This window comes from Kribbella sp. NPDC104740 (genome assembly GCF_055583505.1).
The window spans coordinates 471,260-495,014 of the sequence record NZ_JBVJNV010000003.1 but is presented as its reverse complement, the minus strand read 5'-3'; the positions used below and the strand labels follow the sequence as shown (position 1 = coordinate 495,014).

Here is a 23,755-nt window from a genome sequence, read left to right as displayed (position 1 = left end):
GGTTTGATCAAATGGTCGCTGTGCGTGATGGAATGCGGTGACCTGCAGACAGACAGTGGCCGGCGGCGCAGAATGTGGGTCTGCCGAGCCGCCCGTCACGGTTCGGACCGCCCGTTCGAAGGAGGCTCGTCGTGGGCCGTGTGACCATCAAGGAGATCGCTCGACGGGCCGGGGTCTCCAAGGGTGCGGTTTCGTACGCGTTGAACAACCAGCCGGGGGTTTCGGAGGCTACTCGGGCTCGGGTGCTGAAGGTGGCCGAGGAGTTGGAGTGGGTGCCCAATCGGGCTGCTCGGCAATTGTCGGCGGCTCGGAGTGAGACGTTCGGGTTGGTGCTGGCTCGGACTGCCAAGACGTTGAGTGAAGAGCCGTTCTACATGGGGTTTGTGGGTGGGGTTGAGTCGGTGCTGGGGGAGAAGTCCTATGCGCTGGCGTTGCAGGTGGTGCCGGATTTGGCTGAGGAGATGGCCACCTATCGGAAGTGGGCTGCTGAGCGGCGCGTGGATGGGGTCATCGTTGTCGACTTGAGGGTTGATGATCCTCGGATTCCGTTGTTGCGGAAGCTTGAGTTGCCGGCGGTGATCGTGGGGGATCCGGTGCTTGCTAATGGGCTGACGTCGGTGTGGACCGATGGGCGGTCGGCGATGAACGCCGCCGTTGAGCACGTCGCATCGCTGGGGCACAAGGTGATCGCTCGGGTCGCGGGGCCGCCGGAGCACGGGCATGTATGGATTCGGGATCAGGCGTACGCCGCTGTCGGGCGGCGGCTCGGTGTGCAGTTGCGGATTCGGCACACGGACTTCTCCGGTGAGGAAGGCGCTGCGGCGACGCGGGAGCTGATGACGGCCGAGAAGCCGCCGACGGCGATCATCTACGACAACGATCTGATGGCCGTTGCGGGGTTGTCGGTGGTCAACGGGCTCGGGCTGCGGTCGCCGGATGATGTGACGCTGGTGGCCTGGGACGACTCGGCGTTGTGCCGGATCACGCATCCGACGCTCACCGCGATGAGCCACAACATCGTCGCGTACGGCGCGGAGGTGGCGACGCGGCTGTTCGGGCTGCTCGACGGGGCCGCGCCCGAAGCGCACTTGTACTCGACGCCGGTACTGGTGATCCGCGACAGCTCAGGCCCGCCGCGGGTCTGACAAGGTGCCGTCAGGTCCGCCGCGCGCCTGAGACCTTCACCGGTACGCCGTTCAGCGTCGCCGTACCGGCGAGGGCGTCGGTGACGGCGTCGTCGGTGAGGTCGTTCACCGAGGCGCCGGGGACCTGGCTGGCGACGGTCAGGCGGACCCCGGGCAGGTCGTGGCCGAAGCCGTGCGGGAGGCTGACCACGCCGGGCATCATGTCGTTGCTTGCGGCAACCTCCACGGCGATGGAGCCGGCGGCGGAGGTGACCTCGACCAGCTCGCCGTCGGTCAGGGAGCGGTGCTCGAGGTCGGCCGGGTTCATCAGCAGCTGGTGGCGCGGTTTGCCCTTCACCAGGCGGGCGGAGTTGTGCATCCAGGAGTTGTTGCTGCGCAGGTGGCGGCGACCGATCAAAACCAGGTCGTCAGTGTTGCTGGTGGCAACCAAGTGCGCGGCGAGGCGGGGGAGTTCGTCGAGGACGGCTGGTTGGGCGAGGTCGATGCGTTTGTCGCGGGTGTGGAGAGCGCCGGGGAGAGCCGGTTGCAGGGGGCCGAGGTCGATGCCGCCGGGCGACTTGCGGAGTTTGCGCAGTGACAGGCGATACGGGCCGATCCGGAGTCCGAGGTCGACCACGCGCGCGGGCGACAGCCGCAGGCGCGCGGACGCGAGCAGCTTCTGCCGCGACCGGGGGCGACGGTCGAGCAGCTCCAGCCCGAGGTCCCGGAAGATCTCCCAGTCGTGGCGAGCTGTCGCGGCCCGCGGCAGCACGGCGGAGTTCCACCGCGCAGTGTTCCGTACGGCGAGCTGGTGGAACGCCAGGTCGTAGTGGTCGCGCTCCAGCGGCGGCGTCGGCGGCAGGATCACGTCCGCGTGCCGGGTGGTCTCGTTGATGTACGGATCGATCGCGACCATGAACTCCAGGCCGTCGAGGGCTTCGTCGAGCTTCCGGCCGTTGGGCGTCGACAGCACCGGGTTCCCCGCGACGGTCACCATCGCGCGGATCTGGCCGTCACCGGGAGTCAGGATCTCCTCGGCCAGCACCGAGACCGGCAGCTCGCCGCCGAACTCCGGCAGGCCGCGCACGCGGCTCGACCACGCGCCGGTGTGGCCGCGCCCGATCCCGCGCAGGGTGTCGACGGCCGGCCGCGGGATCATCGTCCCGCCGGGCCGGTCGAGGTTGCCGGTGATGATGTTGAGCACCTGCACGGCCCACTGGCAGACCGCGCCGAACTGCTGCGTCGACACCCCGACCCGCCCGTAACAAGCCGCGCGATCAGCCGACGCGAACTCGTGAGCGATCCGCCGGATCACGTCGGCCGGAATCCCGGTAGCCTCAGCGACCCGCTCGGGCGTCCACTCGGCAACCGCCGCCTCCACCGCGTCGAGCCCGTCCACGTAGGGCGCGACGCTGAGGCCGCCGCCCTCCGCAGCGCCTTCCTTCGCGGGCCCGTCTGCGATCACCTGATGGATCAACGCCAGCAGGAACGCCGCATCCGTCCCCGGCCGAACGAAGTGATGCTCGTCCGCGACCGCCGCCGTTTCCGTCCGCCGCGGATCGATCACCACCACCCGTCCACCGCGCCGCCGCAGCTCCTTCAACCGCCGCCCGAACCCCGGCGCCGTCATCATGCTCCCGTTCGACGCCAACGGGTTCGCCCCGAGCATCAGCAGGTACGACGTCCGGTCGATGTCCGCGACCGGCACCATCAGCTGATGCCCGTACAGCAGGTACGACGCGAGCATGTGCGGCAGCTGATCCACCGACGTCGCGCTGAAACGGTTCCGCGTCCGCAGCAGCCGCAAGGCAGTCGGCATGTGCGTCATCGCGCCGAGGCTGTGCACGTTCGGGTTTCCCAGGTACACGCCGACAGCATTGCGGCCAGAAGCCTTCTGGATCGCCAGCAATCGATCGGCCACCAACGCATAAGCCTCCGACCATCCGAGCGGCTCCCACCCGGAAGCAGTACGCCGTACCGGTGTCGTCAGCCGATCAGGATCCTCCTGCAGATCCTTCAGCGCGACGGCCTTCGGGCAGATGTGCCCGCGCGACAGCGGGTCGGACTCGTCGCCGCGGATGTCGGTGACGCGGCCGTCGTCGATCGTGACGAGCACGCCGCAGATGGCTTCACACAAGTTGCACGAGGTCCTGCGCACGGTGGCTGCCATCCAGCCAAACTACGCCCCGGTAACCGCGCCGACCAGTCGAGACCGGCTAGTCGAACTTGGCCTCGTCCAGCCGCCCGAGGATCGCGTCGACGGTCTCGTTCGGCGAGAGGTCGGAGTTGTCCAGCCACAACCCGCGCCGTGGGCTGAACGCGTGCAGCTCGTAGTCGAGCTCGTCGACCGACAACCCACCCAGCCGGTCCGAGATCACATCAGGCCGAGGCGTCAGTACGACGAGGTAGCGCGGCCGGCTCTGGATGTTCTCCAGGAACTCGCGCAGCAGTTCACCGACCACGACGTCCTGCAGTACGACGGTGAAGCCGGCCTGCGCGTACCCGTCGGCGGCCTGGCAGGCCAGCCGGTAACGCAGCTTCAGCTGTTTCTGCGCTTCTTCGCCGTGCTCGGCGTCGGCCGGCGCCTGGCCGCTGACGATCATCCGGCGGAACACCTCGCCGCGCAGGTGCACGCCGTACTGGAACCGTTCGGCGAGCAGTTGCGAGACCGTCGACTTGCCCGCCGCCGTGATTCCGCTGACGACGATCACCCCCTCGGTCTGCATACCGTGGATGGTGCCACGCAGAGCAAGGTTTTGGTCAGGGTCTGACCATCGGTTGTCCGGCATCAGCCAGCAGGTGAGACGGCCCTCACGGATGCAGCGACCGCAGGTGCGCCGCCAGTACTTCGCGGACGCGCGTCGCGGTGGTCACCTCGGGCTGAAGTGTCACGTGCAAAGAGATCCCGTCGATCAGCGCGTGCAGCCGTTCGGTCTCGAGCTCGAGGTCGAGACCCGGCCGTAGCGCGTCGCCCCGAGCCAGTGCTTCGAGCAGCTGCCGGCACAGGCTGCGCAGCCCGTCGTTGACCGGGCCGAGGTGCTGCCGCAGACCGCCGGCGCCGCTCTCGGCCTGGGCCTGCGCGGTGAACGACAGCCAGATGTCGAACTCGGCCAGCCGTTCGGGGTCGAGCGGGATCACTTCCTCCAGGTAGCGCAGGACGATCTCGGTCGGCGTACCGGTCGGGTCGAGGGCGGACACCCGGGCGTGCACGCGCTGGGAGACCAGGTCCATCGCGAAGTTGAGCAGGCCGTCCTGGTCGGGGAAGTAGTAGCGGACGGCGCCGGCCGACCAGCCGGCCTCGGCGGCGACGGTGCGGACCGAGGCGGCGCGGACGCCGTCGCGGCGGACCACGCGCCACAGCGCCTGGGCGATCTCCTCGCGGCGGGCGTCGTGGTCGACGATTTTCGGCATACCCCTTTTTAGCACAGCTGTGTTATGGTCGAAACACGTACAAACACAGTCGTGTCAAAACAAGGAGGGCAAGATCGTGCTGCTCGCAGTGATCGCCGCGTGCGAGATCGGCTTCTGGGTGCTGCTCGCCGCCGGGCTCGGCACCCGCTACCTGCTGCGGCTGCCGAAGCTGGGGATGGCGTTCCTGGTCGCGGTGCCGCTGGTCGACGTCGTGATGCTGGTCGCCAGCGTGATCGACATCCGCGGTGGTGGGGAGCCGTCGTTCAAGCACTCGCTGGCCGCGATCTTCATCGGCGTCAGCGTCGGCTTCGGGCATCGCACGCTGCAGTGGGCCGACGGCTGGGCGGCGTACAAGCTGGCCGGTGGACCGCGGCCGTACAAGCCGCGGAAGGGCACCCGCGAGAGGGCCCGCTTCGAGCGCCAGGGCTGGTACCGCCACCTGCTCGCGTACGCCGTGGGCTGCGGCGTGATGATCGGCCTCGGCCTGCTGTCCGGCCAGGGGTACGACGCGCTGCTCGGCCCGGCCTGGTCCTGGACGATCGTGCTGGTGATCGACGCGATCGTGTCGTTCAGCTACACCGGCGACGTCGAAGAGACCGAACCGCAGCAGAAGCTCAACGCCTGAGATCCCGCACCGGCCCGCCCGCGCGCCGTAGATTTCGGTCATGACGAAGTCCGGTGCGGGGCGGGCCACGATCGCAAAGATCGGTCACGCGGTGACGGCGGCGGCGGTGATCGCCGGGATCATCGTCCAGCTGGTCGTCACGGCGACCTCGACCGGTGGCTTCTTCCCGGACAACCCGGACCGGGTCTTCAACGTGTTCGCCTACTTCACGATCCTGTCGAACCTGCTGCTCGGCGGCACGACGCTGCTGCTCGCCGCCGGCACCGACCGCGACTCGACCCTGTTCCGGACGCTGCGGCTGAACGGCGTCCTCTGCATCGCCGTCACCGGCATCGTCTACTGGGTGGCGCTGAACGCACTGGCCGACTTCACCGGCGGCGCCGCGGTCGCCAACTTCCTGCTGCACACCGCGACACCGCTGCTCGGTGTCCTCGGCTGGCTGCTGTTCGGCCCGCGCGGCCGGACCGGTCCCGCGATCGTCGGCTGGTCGATCGCGTTCCCGCTGCTCTGGCTGGTCTTCACGCTGATCCGCGGTGCCGCGATCGGTTTCTGGCCGTACCCGTTCGTCGACGCCGACGATCTCGGCTACGGAAAGGTCTTGCTGAACTGTCTGTTCGTCGCGCTACTCTTCCTGGCTCTGGCGTTCGGGGCGATGCTGCTCGACCGCCGGCTGAACAGGACCGCCGTCGAGAGGTAGACCCGTGCTGGTGACATCACGCTCGTACGCCGAGTACGAGGCGATGTTCGATCTGACCGAACTCCCCGAGTCCGTGCTCGACTGCTGCGCGGGAGGGGCCGGCTTCACCGCCGAGGCCGCGGCCCGGGGCGTCGACGCGGTCGCGGTCGACCCGGCCTACGAGCTGCCGGCCGCGGAGCTGGTCGACACCGTACGGCGCAGCCTGCCGGCCGGGTCGGGGATCGTGGACCACCACGCGGCGAGCTTCGTCTGGCACTGGTACGGATCGCCCGAGCGGCGCGACGAGCTGCGGATCGACGCTGCGGACCGGTTCCTCACCCACGTCTCCGAGGCGCCGGACTGCTACGTGCCCGGGAGCCTGCCCGAGCTGCCGTTCCCGGACCGGCGCTTCGACCTGGTGCTGAGCTCGCACCTGCTGTTCACGTGGGCGGAGAAGTACGACCGCGACTGGCACCTGGTGGCGCTGCGGGAGCTGATCCGGGTGTCGCGCTCGGAGGTGCGGATCTTCCCGCTGGTGAAGATGGGCGCGGGCGAGCCGGTGGAGTACCTGCCGGAGCTGCTCGAGGAGCTCGGCGAGGTGCGGTCGGAGATCCGCAAGGTGCCGTACGAGTTCCAGGTCGGCGCCGACGAGATGCTCGTCCTCAGCCGCTGACGACGGACGAACGCTCTGCTGCTGACAAACGAAGGGTGGTGCCGATCCGCGATCGGCACCACCGTTCGCCGTACCAGCTTCTGGTGCGACAGGGTCAGCGCAGGAAGCGGCCGCAGACCGGCCACGGCGAGGCGCCGCGCTGGGCGTACAGCTTCTTGGCCCGCATCAGCTGCTCGCCGGCCGAGGCCTGCGAGGCGACGCCGGAACCACCGACGCTGCGCCAGGTGGCCCGGTCGAACTGGAACAGACCGTGGTACTTGCCCGACGGGTTCACCGCCCGCGGGTTACCGCCCGACTCGCACTGGGCGACCTTGCGCCACGCGGCGCTCATCGACACGCTCGTCGCGCCACCGCCGGACTTCGAGCGGGTGGTGCGCGGCTTGCGCTCGGTGCGCTCCTGCGTCTTGCGCGGCGAGCGGTCGGCCTTCGGCTTGGCCTTGGGCGAACGGCGCTCGGTCACGGTCGCCTTGGGCGCGCCGTCGAGCTCGAGCGTCTGGCCGATCAGGATCAGGTCGGGGTTGTCGAGATTGTTCAGCCGGGCCAGCTGGTGCCAGTCGGCACCGTTGGCCTGCGCGATCTCGGAGAGGGTGTCCCCAGGCTTCACCGTGTAGTCGGCCGCGAACGCGGCACCGGCGCCGGCCGCGGTGATTCCGGCGCCGAGACCGGCGACGGACAGGGTCCGGACGATCCGGCGGGTACTTCGCCGGGGTCGGGCGTGTCGAGCTTTGGACATCAGAATCTGCTCCTCATGAGCTGGGCATGGTGAACTACTCCAGCCCGGCCGACTCAGCCGCGTGCGCACTTCCCCGAGAGTCCCGCGGCCGCAAGTGCGTGAACGACGGCGGAACGAAGGTGGTCGTCACCTGTGCGTGAGGCTCGGGCCATGGCTTCCGGTCAGTGCCGGCGCCGTACCGGGCTCCACAGTCTGGTGAGGTACCACTCCCTTCCGGGGGTGCAGGGGACAACACCCGGCCGGTCCCGTTCGGTCACGGGACAGCGTCCGAATGGTCACGTCGAGATAACGAAGCGACCGAGCCATCGTGCGTGACCGGGGCGCGATCCGCAAGGGCAGATCGGAATCTGCCCCGGATTTTTTCTGTCTCTGAGGTAGCGAAAGGCCAACAACAGAACGGTTTCCGGGGTCCTTTCGAGGCGCTCCGGAGCGTGATTTCGGCGCCGTCGCGGAAGTGAAAGTGAAAATCTGTCCGTCACATCGCCGCGTCTCGATCGTTGGACAGAAGCGGGCCGGGAGGGCCCGCAGCTGAGGCAAACGATTGATGGGGGCATGCGGTGATCCGAGTCGTACTCGGCCATCGCGGCACGTTGGTGCGTGGAGCACTGGCCGCGGTGCTGTCCAAGGAGTCCGACCTCGACGTGATGGCCGAGCTGGACCGGTCCGACGAGGTCCTGGCCTCGGTCCGGCTGCGTCCACAGGTGGTGGTGCTCGACGCACAACTGCCCGGCAAGGTCGGGATCGAGGAGCTGTGCCGCAAGCTGACCGGGCGCGGTGTGCTGGTGCTGGTCGACCACGAGGCGATCGCCGCGACCAGCATGGCGCTGGTCAAGCAGGCGCCGCGGATCGGGTTGCTGGCGACCGACGCGACCACCGAGCAGCTGGTCGAGGCGGTGCGTGACGTCGCCAAGGGCTTGCCGGTGGTCGACGTACGGCTGGCTGTCGCCGCGCTGCGGGCCGGGGACAACCCGCTCACCGACCGCGAGTGCGAGGTACTGCGGCAGGTGACCACCGGCGCGACCGCGCAGGAGGTCGCCCGGACGCTGAGCCTGAGCGCGGGCACGGTCCGCAACTACCTGTCCCGGATCCTCGCGAAGACCGGTGCGCGGAGCCGGATCGAGGCGATCCGGAAGGCTCAGGACGCGGGCTGGATCTGAAGCCCCGCTTCCGTCGGGTTCCAGTGCCCCTGCAGCTCCTGGTAGAGCGGTGAGGTGCTGAGCAGGCTGCTGTGCGTGCCGAGCGTGGCGCGGTTGCCGTCCATCACGAGGATCTGCCGGGCCCGCAGCGCCGAGCTGATCCGGTGCGCGATCACGATCAGCGTGCCGCCGCGGGTCGCGAACGCCTCCTCGGCCCGGCGCTCGGCCTCGGGGTCGAGGTAGCAGGTCGCCTCGTCCAGTACGACGAGCGGCGCGGGCGACAGGTACGCGCGGGTGAGCGCGATCAGCTGGCGTTCCCCGGCGGACAACTCGTTCGGCCTGACCTGGGCGTCGAGCCCGCCGATCCGGTCGACGAGCGCGCCGGAGCCGACGGCGTCGATCGCCTGCTGGACCTCCGACCGGGTCGCGTCGGGCAGCAGGTAATCGAGGTTGTCCATGACGGTGGCGCTGAAGACGTACGCCTCCTGCGGGATCAGGACGCGGGTGTCGGGGGCGACGGCTTCCGCCGGTACGCCGCCCAGCTGCACGACACCGCCGGTCGGTTGGAGCATGCCGCAGATCAGACCGGCCAGCGTGGACTTGCCGATACCGCTCGGGCCGACGACGGCGAGGTGCTCGCCCTCGGGGATGGTCAGGTGCAGGTCCTCGATGACGGGTTCGGCGGCGGGGCCGTACGCGAAAGTCAGTCCGCTGGTGTGGACGGCGAAGGTCGAGGGGGGTTCCGTGCGCGGAGCCGGCGGGGTGGACTGCACCGCGAGGATGCGGCCGAGCGTCACGACGTACCGGAGACCGCTGTCGCCGAGCGCGCCCATCACCGTGTTGAGCGCGGGCTGCAGGCCGACCAGGACATACGTGAGGCCGCCGAGCAGCGTTCCGGTCGAGACTCCGCGGCCGACCAGCCACGGGCCGGCGGCGAGCAGGATCAGGAGCGGCGCCCAGCCGCCGATGGCGAAGCAGAGCGTGCGGAGGGCGGCGACGCGGGCGAGGGCGCGTTCGGCGTTGGCCTGGGCCTCGATCGGCCGGCCGGTCAGGAACTCGGCGAACTCCTCCGAGCCGGTCGCCGTGAGGTCGCGGACGCCGCTGAAGGTCATCCCGGCGCTGGTGGCGAGATCCTCGTCCGCCTGCAGCGAGGCACGGACGCGGTCGGCAGCGAGGCCGAGCACCGCGAGCGACGCCAGAAAGCCCAGCAGGAAAGGCGGTACGACGAACCCCGCGATCGCGGGTGCGAGCGAGAGCAGCCCGGCCAGGACGCCGACGAGCGTGACGGCGAAGCTGCGGATCACGAGCACGAGCCCGGCGAAGGTGTCGCGGACGATCTCGACCTGCCGGTTCAGGCGCGCGACGGCGGCCGGGTCGCCGGTGTGCAGCGCGCTGCCGACGACTCGGCGGACGAGGTCGTCGCGGAGGGGCTCGACGAGCTCACCGAGGCGGCCGTAGACCTGGTGGGCGCCGGCCGCGCCGAAGCAGGCGGTGAGGACGAGCCCGGCCAGCCAGGCGATGCCCTGCCAGGCGTGCCCGGCGAGGAAGCTGTCTGTGGCCTGCGCGACCGCGACGCCGTAGATCGCGGTGGGGAGGATCTCCGGGATCGACCAGAGGGCGAGTTTCAGGGTCGAACGATTCCTGAGCGCCTGCAGGCCGTACGCGAGTTGCGGCCTCATCCGAAGACCTCGCGGTACTCCGAGAGGTGCCACAGGTCGCGGTGCCGGGCGGTGGCGCGGACGGTGCCGTGGTCGAGCCAGACGACCAGGTCGGCGCGAGCCGCGGTCGCCGGGCGGTGGGTGACGATCAGACGGGTCCGGTGGTGCTTGTCCTCGGTGAGCGTGCGGCTGATCTGCATCTCGGTCGCGGTGTCGAGGCTCGACGTCGCGTCGTCGAGGACCAGCAGGCGGTGCGCGGACCAGGCCCGGGCCAGGCCGAGCCGCTGCCGTTCGCCACCCGACATAGGTGCCTCGGGCAATGGAGTGCGGTAGCCGCGGGGAAGCCGGCTGACGAAGTCGTGGGCGTGCGTCGCGCGCGCCGCGGCCAGGGTGCGGACGGTGCTCAGCGGGTTCGGCGAGATCGCGTCGCCGATCGTCGTCCCGACCAGCGTCGGGCGCTCGAACGCGCAGCCGACCGCGTTGCGCAGCGAGCGCCGGTGCACGGCCTGCAGCGGTACGCCGTCCAGCAGCACCTGCCCGTACGACGGGTCGCGCAGCCGCGCGGCGATCGCGGCGAGCACGGACTTGCCCGCGCCGCTCGGGCCGACCACGGCGACCGTCGCGCCGCCGGGGATCTCGAGGTTCACGTCGTACAGCAGGGTGGTGTCGCCCGCGACGACGGTGACGGCCTCGAAGCGCAGCTGGCCCGGCCCGGGCGGCAGCGGGAGGGTGCCGTGCGGAACGGACTCGATCGCGAAGATCTCGCCCGCGCGGCGGATCCCGGCCTTCGCTCGGGCGATCTCACCGATGACACCGGTCAGACTGCCGAGACCGGCCCCCAGTACGGCGTACTGGCCGGCGGCGAACAGCTCTCCGGCGGTGATCCGGCCCGCGACCAACTGCAGGCCGCCGACGGCGAGCACGGCGACCAGGACCAGCGGGCCGACGATCGCGGCCTGCGCGCCCGAGCGGGCGAGGACCTTCCAGGTGAGCAGGCCGTGCTTGTGCAGCTCGGGGAGCAGGGTGAGGACGCGCTGCTCCTCGCGGGCGGTGGTGCCGGCGGCGAGGATCGTGCGGATGCCGGTGAGGGCCTCGGTGAGGCGGCCGGCGAGCTGGCCCTGGGTCTCCTGGTAGGCAAGGCTGATCTGCGCCGTACGGCGGGCGAAGACGAACAGGACGCCGATGACCAGCAGGACGCCGCCGAAGAAGGCCGCGGCGAGCCAGGGATCGATCAGCGCGAGCAGGACGAGACTGCCTGCTGGTGGGAGGATCGCGGCGAACGCGCTGACCAGCGCGGGGCCGGCTTGGGCGGCGTCGACCGCGTTGCCGGAGACGCGGCTGACCAGGTCGCCGGTCTCGAAGTCGCGGGTGCCTTCGGGGCCGCCGCGGACGACGTGGCGGACCAGGCCGTGGCGCAGCCAAGCCGTCGTACCGGCGACCGCGGCGGTGCCCGCGAAGACGTCGACCAGCGAGCAGATGATGCCCAGAGCAACCAATCCGGCGGCGACGCTCAGCCACTGGTCGTAGCCGTGGCCGGCGACGATGGCGTCGACCGAGCGGCCGAGCACCGACGGGAGAGCGAGGGCGACGCAGCTGCCCCCGAGGGATGCCAGCGCGATCACCGGGAGCCACTTGCCGCTGTGCCGGACGACGTCGCCGACGTTCACCGCAACTGCCGATCGAGGAAGGCGAGTAGGTCGGCGGCGAGCGCGATGCCCTTGCTCGCGCTGCCGGTGGCGTGGCCGGAGTCCGCCTCGGTCCGCAGCAGGACAGGGTTGGGGGAGACGTGCTGGAGGGCGGCGCACATCTTCCTTGCGTGCAAGGGATCCACGCGGGTGTCGTTGGCGAAGGTGGTGAACAGGATCGCGGGGTAGGGCCGGTCGCTGACGTGGTGGTAGGGCGAGTAGCCCAGCAAGGTCTTCAGCTGCTGGGGGTCCGAAGCCGAGCCGAACTCGGGGACCCAGCGTTCGCCGAGGCCGGTGAGTTCGTAGCGGACCATGTCGAGCAGCGGCGCCGAGCAGACGGCGGCGCCGAAGAGATCGGGGCGCTGGGTGACGGCGGCGCCGACCAGCAGGCCACCGTTGGATTCTCCGCACGCGCCCAGCTGAGCTGTGGTCGTCCAGCCCTCGGCGATCAGGTGCCCGGCGGCGGCCAGGAAGTCGTCGATGACGTTCTGCTTCTGGTCGAGAATGCCGGCCCGGTGCCAGTCGGCGCCGCGCTCGCCGCCGCCGCGCAGGGTGGCGGTGACGAAGACGCCGCCCGCTTCCACCCAGGCGAGGGCGAAGGCGGAGTACGTCGGGGTGAGGGACTGACCGAAACCGCCGTAGCCGTAGAGGATCGTGGGGCGCGGGGTGCCGTCGCCGGGGGTGGCGATGACGAGCATCTCCAGGTCGGTGCCATCGGCCGAGCGGAACGGAACGACGGTTGTGGTGGCCTCGACCGTGGGTGCGGTGGTCGAGGACCACAGCGACGTCTCGGCCGTCAGGGCGTCGTACGAGTAGATCGCCGCGGGCGTGACGCTGTCGGTGTAGGAGAACCAGGCTTCGTGGCCGCCTTCGCGTCGGGCGGTCAGTGAGCCGATCGAGCCGTGGCCCGGCAGTGGGACCTCGCCGAGGTGCCGCCCGGTGACCAGGTCGTGGATCGCGATCTCGCCGATCGTGCCGCGGGTGCGGCCGACCAGGACGACCTTGTCGAGCACGGCCAGGCTGCTCAGCGGCGCCTCGGGGTCGGCGGGCACGTAGTCGTGCCAGACCAGCGGGTTCTCCGGGTCGCCGACGCAGATCCGGCCGGTCGGTGCGCCGTCGGTCGTGACGACGTACAGGCGGCCGTCGTGGCCGACCGACATCAGCGTGATCGCGTCGCCGGGGAGCTGCAGCGGCTGAGGTGCGTCGCCGGCGCGCAGGTCGGCGAGCCAGAGATCGTTGCTGGTCCCGCGGGACGCCGAGATCGTCAGCCAGCGCCCGTCGGCGCTCAGATCCAGCCCGTACGACGCCTCGCCGGTGAGCACCGGCTCGTCCGTTCCGCCGACGGCGTGCAGCAGGAACTGCCGGAATCGCACATAGTAGAAGGACTTCCCGTCCGGCAGCCACGCGATCGGCGAGTACCGGCAGCCGTCGATCGGCTCCTCGACCAGTACGCCGGTCGCGACGTCGAGCACGTGCAGCACGGATTCCTCGGAGCCGCCGCGCGAGACCTGGAACGCCACGAGCGACCCGTCGGGCGACGGCTGCCAGGAGTCGAGCGTGGTCAGTCCGCTCGGGTCGAGTTTCGCGGGATCGAGCAGCTCGACGCCGTCGACGGTGAGGACCGGGTGGTCCTGACCGGGCTCACGGCGGAGCAGGAAGCAGCGGTCGCCGCGCCAGACCGGTGCGGAGACGGAACCGACCGCGGACAAGGATTTCACGCGGCTGCGGAAGGTGAAACGGGTCGGCAGCGAAGCGGCGTACGAGAGCCAGAGCTCGTCCTGCGCGGCCTGCCACTGCCGGGTCTGCGGCGAGGAGGAGTCCTCGAGCCAGCGGTAGGGATCGGCGACGGATTGCCCGTGCAGCTGCTCGACCAGCGGCAGCCGTTCGGCGTACGGGTAGTCCATCAGTACCTCCCAGAACGAAGGTCGGCCCGGGGGCGGGAGTTGCCGCCCGCCCCCGGGCCTTCGGAAACCTCGAGAAAACTCGGGTCCGATCAGTGGCAGAGCACGAGGCTCAGGTTGCTCGGACGCTGGGAACCGCAGCCCAGCACGGTCAGCGTGGAGCCGCCGTGGTGGTGGCCGCCGTGACCGTAACCCGGGGTCTCCAGACCCTGAAGGTCGAGAAGTGCCATTTGTCTACACCTCCTTCGGTGTGAGTAGGGATGATGACTCGGACCACTGGGGAGGTCCGAGGAACGGGAGGGAGACCGGCCGCTCGTGCAGCGCGGTTCCCAGTGCCAGCAGGACGCCGGCCGATCCGGTGGCCAGGTCCGTCGAGAGACGGAGCAACTGGTTGCCGGGGAAGATCAGTCCGCCCTCGTACGGCAGCGCGTGCCAGCCGAGTCCGCGAACCAGGTCGTCGGTGCTGTCGCCCAGCTGGGCGGCAGCGAGCAGCAGTCCGGCGCGACCCATCAGGAGGCCGGGCTGCACGTAGTAGGAGCAGCGGGTGACCAGGCGGAGCGCAGCCAGGTCGGCAGCGAGCTCCTCGTCCGGCCGGTGCTGCAGGTAGCGGCTGAGGACCAGCGCGATGCCGGCCGAGCCCTCCTCCAGGTACGGCAGCGTGCGCCAGCCCTGGTTGACCTGGAGCATGCCCTCCGGCGTACGGACGCAGCGACGCAGGTCCTGCCGGATGGCGGTCTCCGCGAAGTCCAGCAGCCCGGTGTCACCGGTCCGCTCGTACGCCGCCAGGAAGAACAGCGCCGGTCCGGACGAGCCGTACATCAGCCCGGCCCGCGGCTTCCCCTCGCCACTCAGCTCCGGTACGTCGGTGACGTCGCCGAGCCGGTCCGCGACCAGGTCGAGCACGCGGGTCGCGGTGGTCTGCAGCCCGGGCTCGTCGAAGTGCAGCAGGTTGAGCCCGATGCCGGCCAGGCCCGAGTGCAGGCCCAGCTCGCGGCTGCCGAAGTCGTCGGCCAGGGTCAGCTCGATCGCGTCCAGCGCGTCCTGGCGGTACCCGAGCTCGTCGAGGACGTGCGCGACACCGTGCAGCCCGTCGTACAGGCCGGGGCCGATCTCGGTGGTCTTCGCGTGCTCGCGCAGCCAGTCGTCGTACGCCGGGAAGCGGCCCGCGCCGGTCGTCGCCAGCGCGTAGAGCACGCCGGCCGCGCCGGTCGCGAGGTTGATCCCGCCGCCGGGCCGGAACTGGGCGATGTCGCCGGGGAACAGCCGGTCGTCGCGCTCGGGTGTGGCGCTGGCGACGATCGCCTCGGTCAGAGAGTCGCGGACGTCGGTCCAGGGCGCGCGGCCGGGCAGCGGCAGCGCCGCCATCGCCGGGTCCTCGGTGACGTCCGGGCCGACGATCGTCCGGACGGCGGTGTCGAGCGTCGCCCGCGGGACTCCGAAGGTCTCGGCGATCATGTCGGCCAGCTGGAACGCCTTGCCGGGGTGCAGGTGCAGCAGCATCGTCGCCTGCGGCGCGAACAGGCCGAGCGCGATGCAGGCCAGCGCGTACAGGTCGACGTCCGGGCCCTGCCGGTCGCCGGGAGCGGCGTAACCGGGGTGGGCGAGCGCGGAGCGGGCCTGGTCCTCGGCGAGCGTCGCGACCTCGAAGTCGATCAGCACGAGCCGGTCGCCGGTGCTCAGCAGCACGTTGTCGGGGTGCAGGTCGCAGAAGACCACACCGCGGCCGTGCAGCTCGCTCACCGCGTGCTGGACGTCGTCGACCATCTTGGTCGCCCACTCGGCGTACTGGGCCAGCTCGGCCTGCGAAGCGTCGGGGCGGGTCAGCGGGTAGCGCCGGACCAGCTCACGCTGCAGCGGGTTCGCGTCGACGAACTCCTGGACCAGGAAGTGGTGGTCGCCGAGCGTGAAGTGGTCGTGCACCCGCGGGACGACGTCGAGGCCGTCGAGGCGCTGCAGGATGTCGCGCTCGTGGGCGATCCGGGCCACCGCGTCGCGGCCGGACATGTCCAGCCCGGCGTACGGCCGGCCCTCCTTGAGCACCACCTTGGCCTGGGTCTCGTTGTGGTGGCCGAGGTAGACGCCGCCGCCGTTGGAGAACTGGATGACGCCCTCGATCGTGTACGCGAGGTCGTTGGTGGTGACCGCGTTGCGGGCGTCGAGGTGGGTCTGCAGGAAGCTCGGCAGCTCGATCCACGGCGGCGTGCTGAACGTCGGGCCGCGGTGGTCCGGGACCAGCTGACCGAGGTCGTTCTCGAGGGCCAGGACGCGCTCACCGGCCGGGTCGAGGGTGTAGCGGCTGACGAAGGCGCCGTACCGGACGAACAGCGGGCCCTCGGCGTACCGGAGGTCGCTCAGGATGTACGGGCCCTGGACGCCGGCCAGCAGGTCGTCGAGCTCCTTGAGGACCAGCTCGAGCTGCACCTCGTCGGTCGGGTAGATCGTCACCAGCTTGCCGCTCGAACCGCGCGGGGCGGACTTCGAGTTGACCATCACCAGGACCGGCTCGTTGCGCAGGAACTTGAACGCGATGCCGCGGGGGACGCAGTAGTCCCAGACGATCTCCAGGGCCCGCTCGGCGTCGGCGAGGCCGGCCGAGACGTGGATCTTCCAGCCCTGGGCCGGCAGCTTCAGGCCGCTCGGCGCGTAGTGCATCCACATCTCGCCGGGGACGTGGTCCCAGCCCGGGGGCACCGGCCGCGAGGCCAGCGCGAAGTCCGGCTGCTCGGCGGCGCTGGAGGGAGTGTCGTAGAAACGCCGGTCGGCCAGGCAGTACAGCTCGTAACTTTCCATGGCGGTTCGTCCCCCCTCTCTCGTGGTTGCCCCGGAGAATCTTGGGCAACGGCGAGGGGGTCGGCGTAGTGCATGACGTCATCAGTCGACTGTGAAGAACTCATGTGCTACGAGTGAGTAAATAAACACTCTTCGTTACGCCGACGTCATTCTGAGCGGGGAAAGCGCTGTTACATCATGTCGGTGCGTGGCATCCAGGTAACAGGCCGTAACTTTGCGTGGATTTGATCGTGTCGTACGCGACCGGGTCGCTCGACCAAATAAAACAGCTCTCATGTCGCGTTCCGCTGTCGCTGGCTGGCGAAGTAGGCGACCTTGCGGGCCCGCATCACCTCGCCCAGCGGGCGGTGCTCGGCCTTCGCGTTCCACGGGTCGAAGACGGCCGCGTCGACCTCCTCGGCGAACGCCTCGTCGGGCTTCTGCCGCCCGACCGTCAGCCGGGCGACGGTCTCGTACGGCGCGTCCCAGGTCACCGAGGCGTCCTCGATCGGGGTCCGCTGCTCGTCGGCGAAGAACTGCACCTGGACGTCGTAGTCCAGCGGGTCGGTGGCCAGCCGGTCGTAGACGTCCGCGGCCCAGTCCACGGCTCCGGGGTTCGGGTAGCCGGCCAGCGCCCGCAGGCGCACGCGGACGGCGTACGGGCCGTAGGAGATCGGCGCCGCGCTGAAGAAGTCCTGCGTCGCGAAGCCGGAGAACGGCTCCTTGAGCGCGGTCGCGACGGCCTTCAGCCGCGGGATCAGGCTCGGCTCCTTCGCGACGCTGAGCAGCAGCCGGCCGGGGGTCTGCCCGGCGGTGGTGACGACCTTGCTGAACTCCTCGCTGGTCGGCGAACTGAACTTCTCGTGGTTGATCAGCGCGAAGTCCTGACTGACCGCCTCACCACCGAGCGCGCTCGGGCCGCTGACACCGAGGACCTTGAGCGAGAACCCACGAATGTCCGGTACGGCGTCGGCCGCGCGGTTGAAGCCGCCGTTCGAGAGCCGCACCCAGACGTCGTACTTGTCCGGCACACGGAACAGACCTTGGCGTGCGTACTCCGGAAGGTCGCCGGGGACGGTGAGCGTCGCCCGGAGCGCCGCGACCTGCTTACGGTGCAACGCGCGGCCGTTGCCGAACTTCTCCGACTTGCGAGCCTGCATCGCCACGAACCCCTCGGCCTGCCGGCGGTGCCGTTCCTCCTCGTCCGCACCCACGACTTCCCGCCACCCGACACTCGGCACGCTCACGACGCTCCCCATCCGACGACGACCCGTTGGACCCAGTATCCGTCGTCCACGCTGTTGCGTCAGGCAACAAAATGCTGGTTGGGACGCTCAGCTCGGGTAGGTCTGGGTTTCGGTGGCCTTCAGGGTCGCCCAGAGCGGGCGGCCGGGGGTGAGGGAGAGCTCGGCGACTGCGGCCGGGGTGACGTCGGTCAGCAGGTTGGTGGGGGCCGACGAGCCTTCGGCGGGAGTCAGGCGGACGCGGACGGTGTGGGCGTGCTGTTCTACCGAGGTGACTACGACCGGCCAGGTGTTGCGGGGGCTGCCGGTCGGGTGGTCAGGGTAGAGGCTGATCGCGGACGGGGGGAACGCGACGTGGACCTTGCCGGTGGCCGGGGTGGCGATGGTGACCGTGCCGCCGTCGGTGAGCGTGACGGTGGTGCCCTCGGCGGTGCCTCGGTACAGGTTGAGGCCGACGAGTTGGGCGACGTAGTCGGTCCGCGGGCGGTGGGCGACCTCGCTGGGGGAGCCCTCCTGCACGACCTCGCCGTTCTCGACGATGACCAGGCGGTCGGCGAGGACCATCGCGTCGAGCGGGTCGTGGGTGACCAGCAGGGTGCGGCCCTCGTACCGGTCGAGGTGCTGGCCGAGCTCGGCGCGGATGTGGAGCGTGGTGCCGGCGTCCAGGGCGGACAGCGGCTCGTCCAGCAGCAGGAGGTCGGGCTGGGTGGCCAGGGCCCGGGCGAGGGCGACCCGCTGGGCCTGGCCGCCGGAGAGGGAGCGCGGGCGCGACTTGGAGTGCTCGGTGAGGCCGACGGTCTCCAGCCACCCGGCGGCCTCGGCGCGGGCCGTGCGCTTGTCGACGCCGCGGGCGCGGAGGCCGAACGCGACGTTCTCGAGCGCGCTCAGGTGGTTGAAGAGCAGGTAGTCCTGGAAGACGACGCCGATCGGGCGCTGGTCGGCGGACAGGAAAGTGCGCGGCGGCTCGTCCCAGACCTTGCCGTCGAGGGAGATCCGGCCGGCGTCGACGGGCAGCAGTCCGGCGATCGCGCGCAGGGCGGTGGTCTTGCCGGCGCCGTTCGGACCGAGGACGGCAACTACTTCACCGGGTTCGATGCGAAGGTCGAGAGTCAGCTCGAAGCCTGTACGACGTACTCGGAGGTCTGCGTGCAGTGTCATCGCAGACCACTGATCCAGCGCTCGCGCAGGCTGGCGAGGACGACGACCGAGACGATCAGCAGCACGATGCTCAGCACCACGGCGACATCCGGATCGGTCTCCAGCGCCAGGTACACAGCCAGCGGCATCGTCGTCGTCTTCCCCGGAAAGTTCCCCGCGAACGTGATCGTGGCGCCGAACTCGCCGAGCGCCCGCGCCCAGCACAGGACCGCGCCCGCGACGATGCCCGGCGCGATCGACGGCAGCGTGACGCGGCGGAAAGTGAGCCAGCGCCCGGCCCCGAGCGTCGCGGCCGCTTCCTCGTACCGCGGGTCGGCGGCGCGCAGCGCGCCCTCGACGGAGATCACCAGGAACGGCATCGCGACGAAGGCCTCCGCGACGATCACGCCCGCGGTGGTGAAGGGAAGGCTGAAGCCGAACCAGAGATCCAGGCGTTCGCCGACCAGCCCGCGCCGGCCGAGGACGAGCAGGAGCGCGACACCGCCGACGACCGGCGGGAGAACCAGCGGGACCGTCACCAGAGCGCGGAGCAGACCCCGCCCGGGGAGATCGGACCGAGCGAGCAGCCAGGCGAGCGGGATGCCGAGGAACAGGCAGATCACCGTCGCGACACTCGCGCACAGAAGAGACAGGCGAAGCGCCTGGCCGACTTCCTCGCTGAAGAGACGAGAAGGGAGCGTCGACCAGGGAGCTTCGGCGAGGAGGCCGATCAGCGGGACCAGGAGGAACGCCATGCCGAGGAGCGCCGGCAGGAGCAGGACCAGCGGCAGCCGGCCGCTGGTCCGTCGCCTGCGGCGGATGCTCATGGAGCGATCCTGCCGCAGGCCGTCCTGCGGGCGCGTTCTCACGGGGCGTCGAAGCCCGCTGCGCTGAGCACCTTCTTGCCGTCGGCCGAGAGCACGAAGTCGACGAACGCCTTCGCGCCGTCGGCGTTCGGCGCCTTGGTCAGGGTCGCGATCGGGTACTCGTTGACCGCCTGCGCGGACTCCGGGAACGCGATCCCCTCGACCTTGTCCTTGGCGGCCAGTACGTCGGTCTTGTAGACCAGCGCGGCGTCGACCTCACCGAGGCTGACCTTGGTCAGCGCGGCCTTCACGTCCTGCTCGAGGCTGTCCGGCTGCGGCGTCAGCTTGGCCGCCGCGAACACCTTCTCGGCCGCGGCACCGCACGGCACCTGCGCGGCGCAGAGCGCGATCTTCCGGTTCTTGTCGGTGAAGTCCTTCAGGCCGGTGATCTTACCCGGGTTGCCCTTCGGTACGGCGATCTCGAGCACGTTCTTCACGAACGTGGTCGGTGTCGTCTTGTCGGTCACCTGGTCCATGTTCTTCGGCGCCGCCGAGGCGAACACGTCGGCCGGCGCGCCGGAGTTGATCTGGGTGGCCAGCGCCGAGCTGCCGGCGAAGTTGAAGACCACCTTGACGCCCGGGTGCGCGGCCTCGAAGTCCTTGCCGAGCTGGGTGAAGGTGCCGGTCAGCGACGCGGCGGCGAAGACGTTCACCGTGCCCGAGACGGCGGCGGTGCTGCTGGTGCCGGCCGACGGGGACGTCGCCGACGGCGACGAGTCCGCCGGGGTGTCGTCGCCGCAGGCGGCCAGGCCGAGCGCGACGACCGCGGTCAGCGTCGCGGCGACGGCGGGCCGGGTGTGGATGGTACGGCGGAACATCTAGACCTCCGGGATCTCGACGACTACATGGGTGGACTTGATCGAGGCCACGGCGAGCACGCCGGGCTCCAGACCGAGCTCGTCGGCCGCCTCGCGGCTCATCAGCGAGACCACCCGGAACGGGCCGGCCTGCAGCTCGACCTGCGCCATCACGCCGTCCTTGACGACCCGGGTGACGATGCCGCACATCCGGTTGCGGGCCGAGGCCGCGGTCGTCGTCCCGGGCTCCGGGGACTCGGCGAGCTCCTGGGCGAACGCGGCCAGCGCGCGCCCGTCGACGGCCTTCCGGCCGCCCTCGTCGGTGACCGGCAACCGCTTCTGGTCGATCCAGCGCCGGACGGTGTCATCGCTGACTCCGAGTAGCGCGGCCGCCTCACTGATCCGCAAATTCGGCATGAAGGACACTCTAGAGCCGCACATGCGGCATCCCACTCCTGTTTTCCGTTCGTTTTTGTAGTCCCCGGCATAGGTTGGGCCTATGAACGGGCTGCGCGACTACCTGGACGGGCCGCACAAGGCCGCACGTGACGTCGTACGGGACGGGCTGGCCAGCCACGCGTCCCTGCTGGACGCCGGGCTGCGGCTGAGCCGCGACGAGTACCGCGACGAGGTGCTCCGGACGCTGAAGGAGATGGCCGCCCAGGGGCACCCGTCCCGCGGCTTCCCCAAGGAGTACGGCGGCCAGGGCGACCTCGGCGGCTTCATCGCCGGCTTCGAGACGCTCGCGTACGGCGACCTGTCGCTGATGGTGAAGGCCGGCGTCCAGTTCGGCCTGTTCGCGGGCGCGATCCTGCACCTGGGCACCGAGCGGCACCACGAGCGGTACCTGGCCGACGCGCTCACCGGCGACCTGCTCGGCTGCTTCGCGATGACCGAGACCGGGCACGGCTCGAACGTCCAGGCGCTGCAGACCACCGCGACGTACGACGAGGCGACCGGCGAGTTCGTCGTGCACACCCCGACCGCGGCGGCGCGCAAGGACTACATCGGCAACGCGGCCCGGCACGGCCGGCTGGCGGCGGTCTTCGCCCAGCTCGTGGTCGGCGGCGAGTCGCACGGCGTGCACTGTCTGCTGGTCCCGATCCGCTCGGACGCCGGTGAGCCGCTGCCGGGCGTGACGCTCAGCGACTGCGGGCCGAAGCTCGGGCTGAACGGCGTCGACAACGGGCGGATCGTCTTCGACCAGGTCCGGGTGCCGCGCGAGGCGCTGCTCGACCGGTACGCGCAGGTCGATGCCGACGGCACCTACCGCAGCGACATCGAGAACCCGGACCGGCGGTTCTTCACGATGCTCGGCACGCTGGTCCAGGGCCGCGTGTCGGTCGGTGGTTCGGCGATCAACGCGAGCAAGGTCGCGCTGACGATCGCGATCCGGTACGCCGGCCAGCGCCGCCAGTTCGGCGCGCCCGGAAGCACCGAGGAGGCACTGCTGCTCGACTACCGGATGCACCAGCGCCGCCTGCTCCCGCTGCTGGCCCGGACGTACGCGCTGCACTTCGCGCAGGCCGAGCTGGTCGAGAACTTCGCGCGGATCTTCGGCGCCGACGACGGCGACCCGCGAGACGCCCGCGACGGGCGCGGCGGCGGCACCGGCGGCGACGAGCACGACCGTCGCGCGCTGGAAGCCCAGGCGGCCGGGACCAAGGCGCTCGGGACCTGGCACGCCACCGACACCATCCAGATGTGCCGGGAAGCCTGCGGCGGCGCCGGCTACCTGGCCGAGAACCGGCTGTCGACGCTGAAGGCCGACACCGACGTCTTCACCACCTTCGAGGGTGACAACACCGTCCTGCTGCAGCTGGTCGCCAAGGGCCTGCTGACCGACTACCGGCGCTCGTTCGGCGAGCTCGACCCGCTCGGTACGGCGCGCTTCGTCGCGGCGCAGGCGGTCGAGATCGCGGTCGAGAAGACCGCGCTGCGCGGACTGGTCGAACGGCTGCGCGACGTCGTACCGAACCGGTCGGACTCGACCGACCCGGACGCGGGGCTGCGCGACGACGACTACCACTCGGGGCTGCTGCGGTTCCGCGAGCAGCACATGCTGTCCGGGGTCGCGCGCCGGCTGAAGGCCGGGATCGACGCCGGGGACGATGCCTTCGAGGTGTTCAACCGCTGCCAGGACCACGTCATCGCGGCCGGGCGGGCGCACGTCGAGCGGGTCGTGCTGGAGGCGTTCCAGCACGCGGTCCAGGCGGCGCCGGAAGGTGAGACGCAGGACCGGCTGAAGGAGCTGTACGACCTGCACGCGCTGGCCACGATCGAGAACGACCGGGCCTGGTTCCTCGAGCACGGGCGGCTGTCCGGCCCGCGCTCGAAGGCGATCACGGCGCTGGTGAACGAGCTGTGCGGGCGGATCCGGGGCTTCGCGACCGACCTGGTGGACGCGTTCGGCGTACCGGGCGCGGCGGTCGACGTACCGATGGTTGTACGGTCGCTGCATGAGTGAGCCGATCGAGCCCGCCTCCGCTGCCGAGGCCGCCCGCGAACTGGCCAAGGTGCTGCTGGCCCAGGCCGACGCCCTGGACCTGCACGACCTGCGGGCGACGACGGCGATCGAGAACGTCCGGGTGCAGTCGCGGGTGCTGGCCGACGCCGTGCACGAGCGCGGCTGGGGCGACATCTTCCTGGGCATCGACTCCTACGACCCCGACGAGCTGGACGACGTACCGCTCGGGCCGGACGACTTCGACGACCCCGCGGACTACCGCGAGCTGGTCGAGGGGGTCGCCGAGATGGACGAGCCGATGATCCCGGAGAACGGGCTGCGGCTCAGCTACCAGGCCCGCTACGACTTCGTGGTGACCGACCCGGAGGCGTTCGTCGCGTACGTGCGCAGCCGCGCCGACGAGGCCCAGAACGACGACGTGATCGACGACATCGAGGACGCCCGGTCGGCGTTCGAGCTGCTCGGCTACCTGGACGGCATCGGCTCCAAGGACTACGACACGGTCGGCCTCAGCCCGGCCGGCGGCGAGGAGTCCCACAAGGTGGTCGAGTTCTCGCTGTGGGACATGGACCCCACCCGGCGCGACGACACCTACCCGTACTGAGCTGTTCCCGGGGCCGGGATCCCCTTCCAGCACGGCGATCCCGGCCGCGAAGACAATCAAGCACGCAAGCTTTTTACTTGTTGCGGCAGGCAACGTCGGTACGGAACGTGACGACTTGTATACAGTCTGTCGCCTTCTGAAAAGCCAATGCAAATGTTTGATGCCGAGGATGGCCCCGCTCCGGGCTCGCGTGACAACGTTCAGTTGTCGGCGACGGACGGGTCGCTGACACAGGCTCCTGGTGGAACA

At 70.4% G+C, this 23,755-nt stretch carries 21 protein-coding genes; 7 read left to right on the top strand and 14 right to left on the bottom strand.

Features of this window, described 5'->3' with window-relative positions; all coding sequences use genetic code 11:
* Positions 1 to 131: 131 nt before the first annotated feature.
* Positions 132 to 1,145, top strand: coding sequence for a LacI family DNA-binding transcriptional regulator (locus ACZ6Z4_RS18460; RefSeq protein WP_465565285.1), 1,014 nt, complete (start codon positions 132 to 134; stop codon positions 1,143 to 1,145).
* Positions 1,146 to 1,155: 10 nt separating this feature from the next.
* Here ACZ6Z4_RS18460 and ACZ6Z4_RS18455 read toward each other — a convergent pair whose 3' ends face one another.
* The 3 genes from ACZ6Z4_RS18455 to ACZ6Z4_RS18445 form a co-directional block, all read right to left on the bottom strand.
* Positions 1,156 to 3,294 carry a molybdopterin-dependent oxidoreductase gene (locus ACZ6Z4_RS18455; protein ID WP_465565282.1) on the bottom strand — a complete coding sequence of 713 codons (2,139 nt, stop codon included), beginning with the start codon at positions 3,292 to 3,294 and terminating at the stop codon, positions 1,156 to 1,158.
* 46 nt (positions 3,295 to 3,340) lie between these two features.
* Complete coding sequence (locus ACZ6Z4_RS18450) at positions 3,341 to 3,850, bottom strand: AAA family ATPase (protein WP_363671800.1); 510 nt, start codon at positions 3,848 to 3,850, stop codon at positions 3,341 to 3,343.
* An 85-nt stretch (positions 3,851 to 3,935) separates the two neighbouring features.
* On the bottom strand, positions 3,936 to 4,535 hold the full coding sequence (locus tag ACZ6Z4_RS18445; protein ID WP_363671802.1) for a TetR/AcrR family transcriptional regulator: 600 nt from the start codon (positions 4,533 to 4,535) through the stop codon (positions 3,936 to 3,938).
* Positions 4,536 to 4,611: 76 nt separating this feature from the next.
* Here ACZ6Z4_RS18445 and ACZ6Z4_RS18440 point away from each other — a divergent pair, with 76 nt between their 5' ends.
* The 3 genes from ACZ6Z4_RS18440 to ACZ6Z4_RS18430 are packed head-to-tail and all read left to right on the top strand — an operon-like array spanning position 4,612 to position 6,509.
* Entirely contained in the window at positions 4,612 to 5,160 is a 549-nt protein-coding gene (locus ACZ6Z4_RS18440) for a 2TM domain-containing protein (protein WP_465565276.1), read from the top strand.
* Positions 5,161 to 5,200: 40 nt separating this feature from the next.
* On the top strand, positions 5,201 to 5,857 hold the full coding sequence (locus ACZ6Z4_RS18435) for a Pr6Pr family membrane protein (RefSeq protein WP_465565273.1): 657 nt from the start codon (positions 5,201 to 5,203) through the stop codon (positions 5,855 to 5,857).
* Positions 5,858 to 5,867: 10 nt separating this feature from the next.
* Positions 5,868 to 6,509 carry a class I SAM-dependent methyltransferase gene (locus ACZ6Z4_RS18430; protein WP_465565270.1) on the top strand — a complete coding sequence of 214 codons (642 nt, stop codon included), beginning with the start codon at positions 5,868 to 5,870 and terminating at the stop codon, positions 6,507 to 6,509.
* Between the two features lie 94 nt (positions 6,510 to 6,603).
* On the opposite strand, the gene ACZ6Z4_RS18425 is transcribed toward ACZ6Z4_RS18430, so the two are convergent.
* Positions 6,604 to 7,242: a transglycosylase family protein gene (locus ACZ6Z4_RS18425; protein WP_465565267.1), complete on the bottom strand. Its 639-nt coding sequence runs from the start codon at positions 7,240 to 7,242 to the stop codon at positions 6,604 to 6,606.
* Between the two features lie 557 nt (positions 7,243 to 7,799).
* On the opposite strand from ACZ6Z4_RS18425, the gene ACZ6Z4_RS18420 reads away from it, so the two are divergent.
* Positions 7,800 to 8,399, top strand: coding sequence for a response regulator transcription factor (locus ACZ6Z4_RS18420; RefSeq protein ID WP_465565264.1), 600 nt, complete (start codon positions 7,800 to 7,802; stop codon positions 8,397 to 8,399).
* Here the strand turns inward: ACZ6Z4_RS18420 and ACZ6Z4_RS18415 are convergent.
* From ACZ6Z4_RS18415 to ACZ6Z4_RS18370, 10 genes are all read right to left on the bottom strand, one after another.
* A complete protein-coding gene (locus tag ACZ6Z4_RS18415; protein ID WP_465565260.1) occupies positions 8,378 to 10,057 on the bottom strand; it encodes an ABC transporter ATP-binding protein in 1,680 nt (559 codons plus the stop codon). The genes ACZ6Z4_RS18420 and ACZ6Z4_RS18415 overlap by 22 nt on opposite strands.
* On the bottom strand, positions 10,054 to 11,703 hold the full coding sequence (locus ACZ6Z4_RS18410) for an ABC transporter ATP-binding protein (RefSeq protein WP_465565257.1): 1,650 nt from the start codon (positions 11,701 to 11,703) through the stop codon (positions 10,054 to 10,056). Before ACZ6Z4_RS18410 ends, ACZ6Z4_RS18415 begins: the two co-directional genes overlap by 4 nt.
* Positions 11,700 to 13,625 (bottom strand): prolyl oligopeptidase family serine peptidase, encoded by a 1,926-nt coding sequence (locus ACZ6Z4_RS18405; RefSeq protein WP_465565254.1) that lies wholly within the window; start codon positions 13,623 to 13,625, stop codon positions 11,700 to 11,702. The genes ACZ6Z4_RS18410 and ACZ6Z4_RS18405 overlap by 4 nt, the downstream gene beginning before the upstream one ends.
* Positions 13,626 to 13,714: 89 nt before the next feature.
* Positions 13,715 to 13,852, bottom strand: coding sequence for a SapB/AmfS family lanthipeptide (locus ACZ6Z4_RS18400; RefSeq protein WP_143466108.1), 138 nt, complete (start codon positions 13,850 to 13,852; stop codon positions 13,715 to 13,717).
* A 4-nt stretch (positions 13,853 to 13,856) separates the two neighbouring features.
* Entirely contained in the window at positions 13,857 to 16,412 is a 2,556-nt protein-coding gene (lanKC, locus tag ACZ6Z4_RS18395) for a class III lanthionine synthetase LanKC (protein ID WP_465565249.1), read from the bottom strand.
* A gap of 272 nt (positions 16,413 to 16,684) precedes the next feature.
* Positions 16,685 to 17,638, bottom strand: a complete 954-nt coding sequence (locus ACZ6Z4_RS18390) for a catalase family protein (protein ID WP_465565245.1) — start codon at positions 17,636 to 17,638, stop codon at positions 16,685 to 16,687.
* Positions 17,639 to 17,725: 87 nt separating this feature from the next.
* Positions 17,726 to 18,793 (bottom strand): ABC transporter ATP-binding protein, encoded by a 1,068-nt coding sequence (locus ACZ6Z4_RS18385; protein ID WP_465565243.1) that lies wholly within the window; start codon positions 18,791 to 18,793, stop codon positions 17,726 to 17,728.
* Positions 18,790 to 19,599 carry a molybdate ABC transporter permease subunit gene (gene modB / locus ACZ6Z4_RS18380; RefSeq protein WP_465565240.1) on the bottom strand — a complete coding sequence of 270 codons (810 nt, stop codon included), beginning with the start codon at positions 19,597 to 19,599 and terminating at the stop codon, positions 18,790 to 18,792. Before modB ends, ACZ6Z4_RS18385 begins: the two co-directional genes overlap by 4 nt.
* 38 nt (positions 19,600 to 19,637) lie before the next feature.
* A complete protein-coding gene (modA, locus tag ACZ6Z4_RS18375; RefSeq protein WP_465565236.1) occupies positions 19,638 to 20,456 on the bottom strand; it encodes a molybdate ABC transporter substrate-binding protein in 819 nt (272 codons plus the stop codon).
* On the bottom strand, positions 20,457 to 20,852 hold the full coding sequence (locus tag ACZ6Z4_RS18370) for a TOBE domain-containing protein (protein ID WP_465565234.1): 396 nt from the start codon (positions 20,850 to 20,852) through the stop codon (positions 20,457 to 20,459). It abuts the gene before it with no gap.
* Positions 20,853 to 20,934: 82 nt separating this feature from the next.
* Between ACZ6Z4_RS18370 and ACZ6Z4_RS18365 the strand changes: the two genes are divergently transcribed.
* Entirely contained in the window at positions 20,935 to 22,902 is a 1,968-nt protein-coding gene (locus tag ACZ6Z4_RS18365; RefSeq protein WP_465565230.1) for an acyl-CoA dehydrogenase family protein, read from the top strand.
* Complete coding sequence (locus ACZ6Z4_RS18360) at positions 22,895 to 23,506, top strand: hypothetical protein (RefSeq protein ID WP_363671835.1); 612 nt, start codon at positions 22,895 to 22,897, stop codon at positions 23,504 to 23,506. Before ACZ6Z4_RS18365 ends, ACZ6Z4_RS18360 begins: the two co-directional genes overlap by 8 nt.
* Positions 23,507 to 23,755 lie beyond the last annotated feature (249 nt).

Excerpts from the sequence above, each read along its gene's own strand:
- modB (WP_465565240.1), bottom strand. The coding sequence starts at position 19,599 with ATGAGCATCCGCCGCAGGCGACGGACCAGCGGCCGGCTGCCGCTGGTC.
- ACZ6Z4_RS18385 (WP_465565243.1), bottom strand. The coding sequence starts at position 18,793 with ATGACACTGCACGCAGACCTCCGAGTACGTCGTACAGGCTTCGAGCTG.
- ACZ6Z4_RS18450 (WP_363671800.1), bottom strand. The coding sequence starts at position 3,850 with ATGCAGACCGAGGGGGTGATCGTCGTCAGCGGAATCACGGCGGCGGGC.
- lanKC (WP_465565249.1), bottom strand. The coding sequence starts at position 16,412 with ATGGAAAGTTACGAGCTGTACTGCCTGGCCGACCGGCGTTTCTACGAC.
- ACZ6Z4_RS18415 (WP_465565260.1), bottom strand. The coding sequence starts at position 10,057 with ATGAGGCCGCAACTCGCGTACGGCCTGCAGGCGCTCAGGAATCGTTCG.
- modA (WP_465565236.1), bottom strand. The coding sequence starts at position 20,456 with ATGTTCCGCCGTACCATCCACACCCGGCCCGCCGTCGCCGCGACGCTG.
- ACZ6Z4_RS18400 (WP_143466108.1), bottom strand. The coding sequence starts at position 13,852 with ATGGCACTTCTCGACCTTCAGGGTCTGGAGACCCCGGGTTACGGTCAC.
- ACZ6Z4_RS18445 (WP_363671802.1), bottom strand. The coding sequence starts at position 4,535 with ATGCCGAAAATCGTCGACCACGACGCCCGCCGCGAGGAGATCGCCCAG.
- ACZ6Z4_RS18405 (WP_465565254.1), bottom strand. The coding sequence starts at position 13,625 with ATGGACTACCCGTACGCCGAACGGCTGCCGCTGGTCGAGCAGCTGCAC.
- ACZ6Z4_RS18360 (WP_363671835.1), top strand. The coding sequence starts at position 22,895 with ATGAGTGAGCCGATCGAGCCCGCCTCCGCTGCCGAGGCCGCCCGCGAA.
- ACZ6Z4_RS18370 (WP_465565234.1), bottom strand. The coding sequence starts at position 20,852 with ATGCCGAATTTGCGGATCAGTGAGGCGGCCGCGCTACTCGGAGTCAGC.
- ACZ6Z4_RS18425 (WP_465565267.1), bottom strand. The coding sequence starts at position 7,242 with ATGTCCAAAGCTCGACACGCCCGACCCCGGCGAAGTACCCGCCGGATC.
- ACZ6Z4_RS18365 (WP_465565230.1), top strand. The coding sequence starts at position 20,935 with ATGAACGGGCTGCGCGACTACCTGGACGGGCCGCACAAGGCCGCACGT.
- ACZ6Z4_RS18435 (WP_465565273.1), top strand. The coding sequence starts at position 5,201 with ATGACGAAGTCCGGTGCGGGGCGGGCCACGATCGCAAAGATCGGTCAC.
- ACZ6Z4_RS18455 (WP_465565282.1), bottom strand. The coding sequence starts at position 3,294 with ATGGCAGCCACCGTGCGCAGGACCTCGTGCAACTTGTGTGAAGCCATC.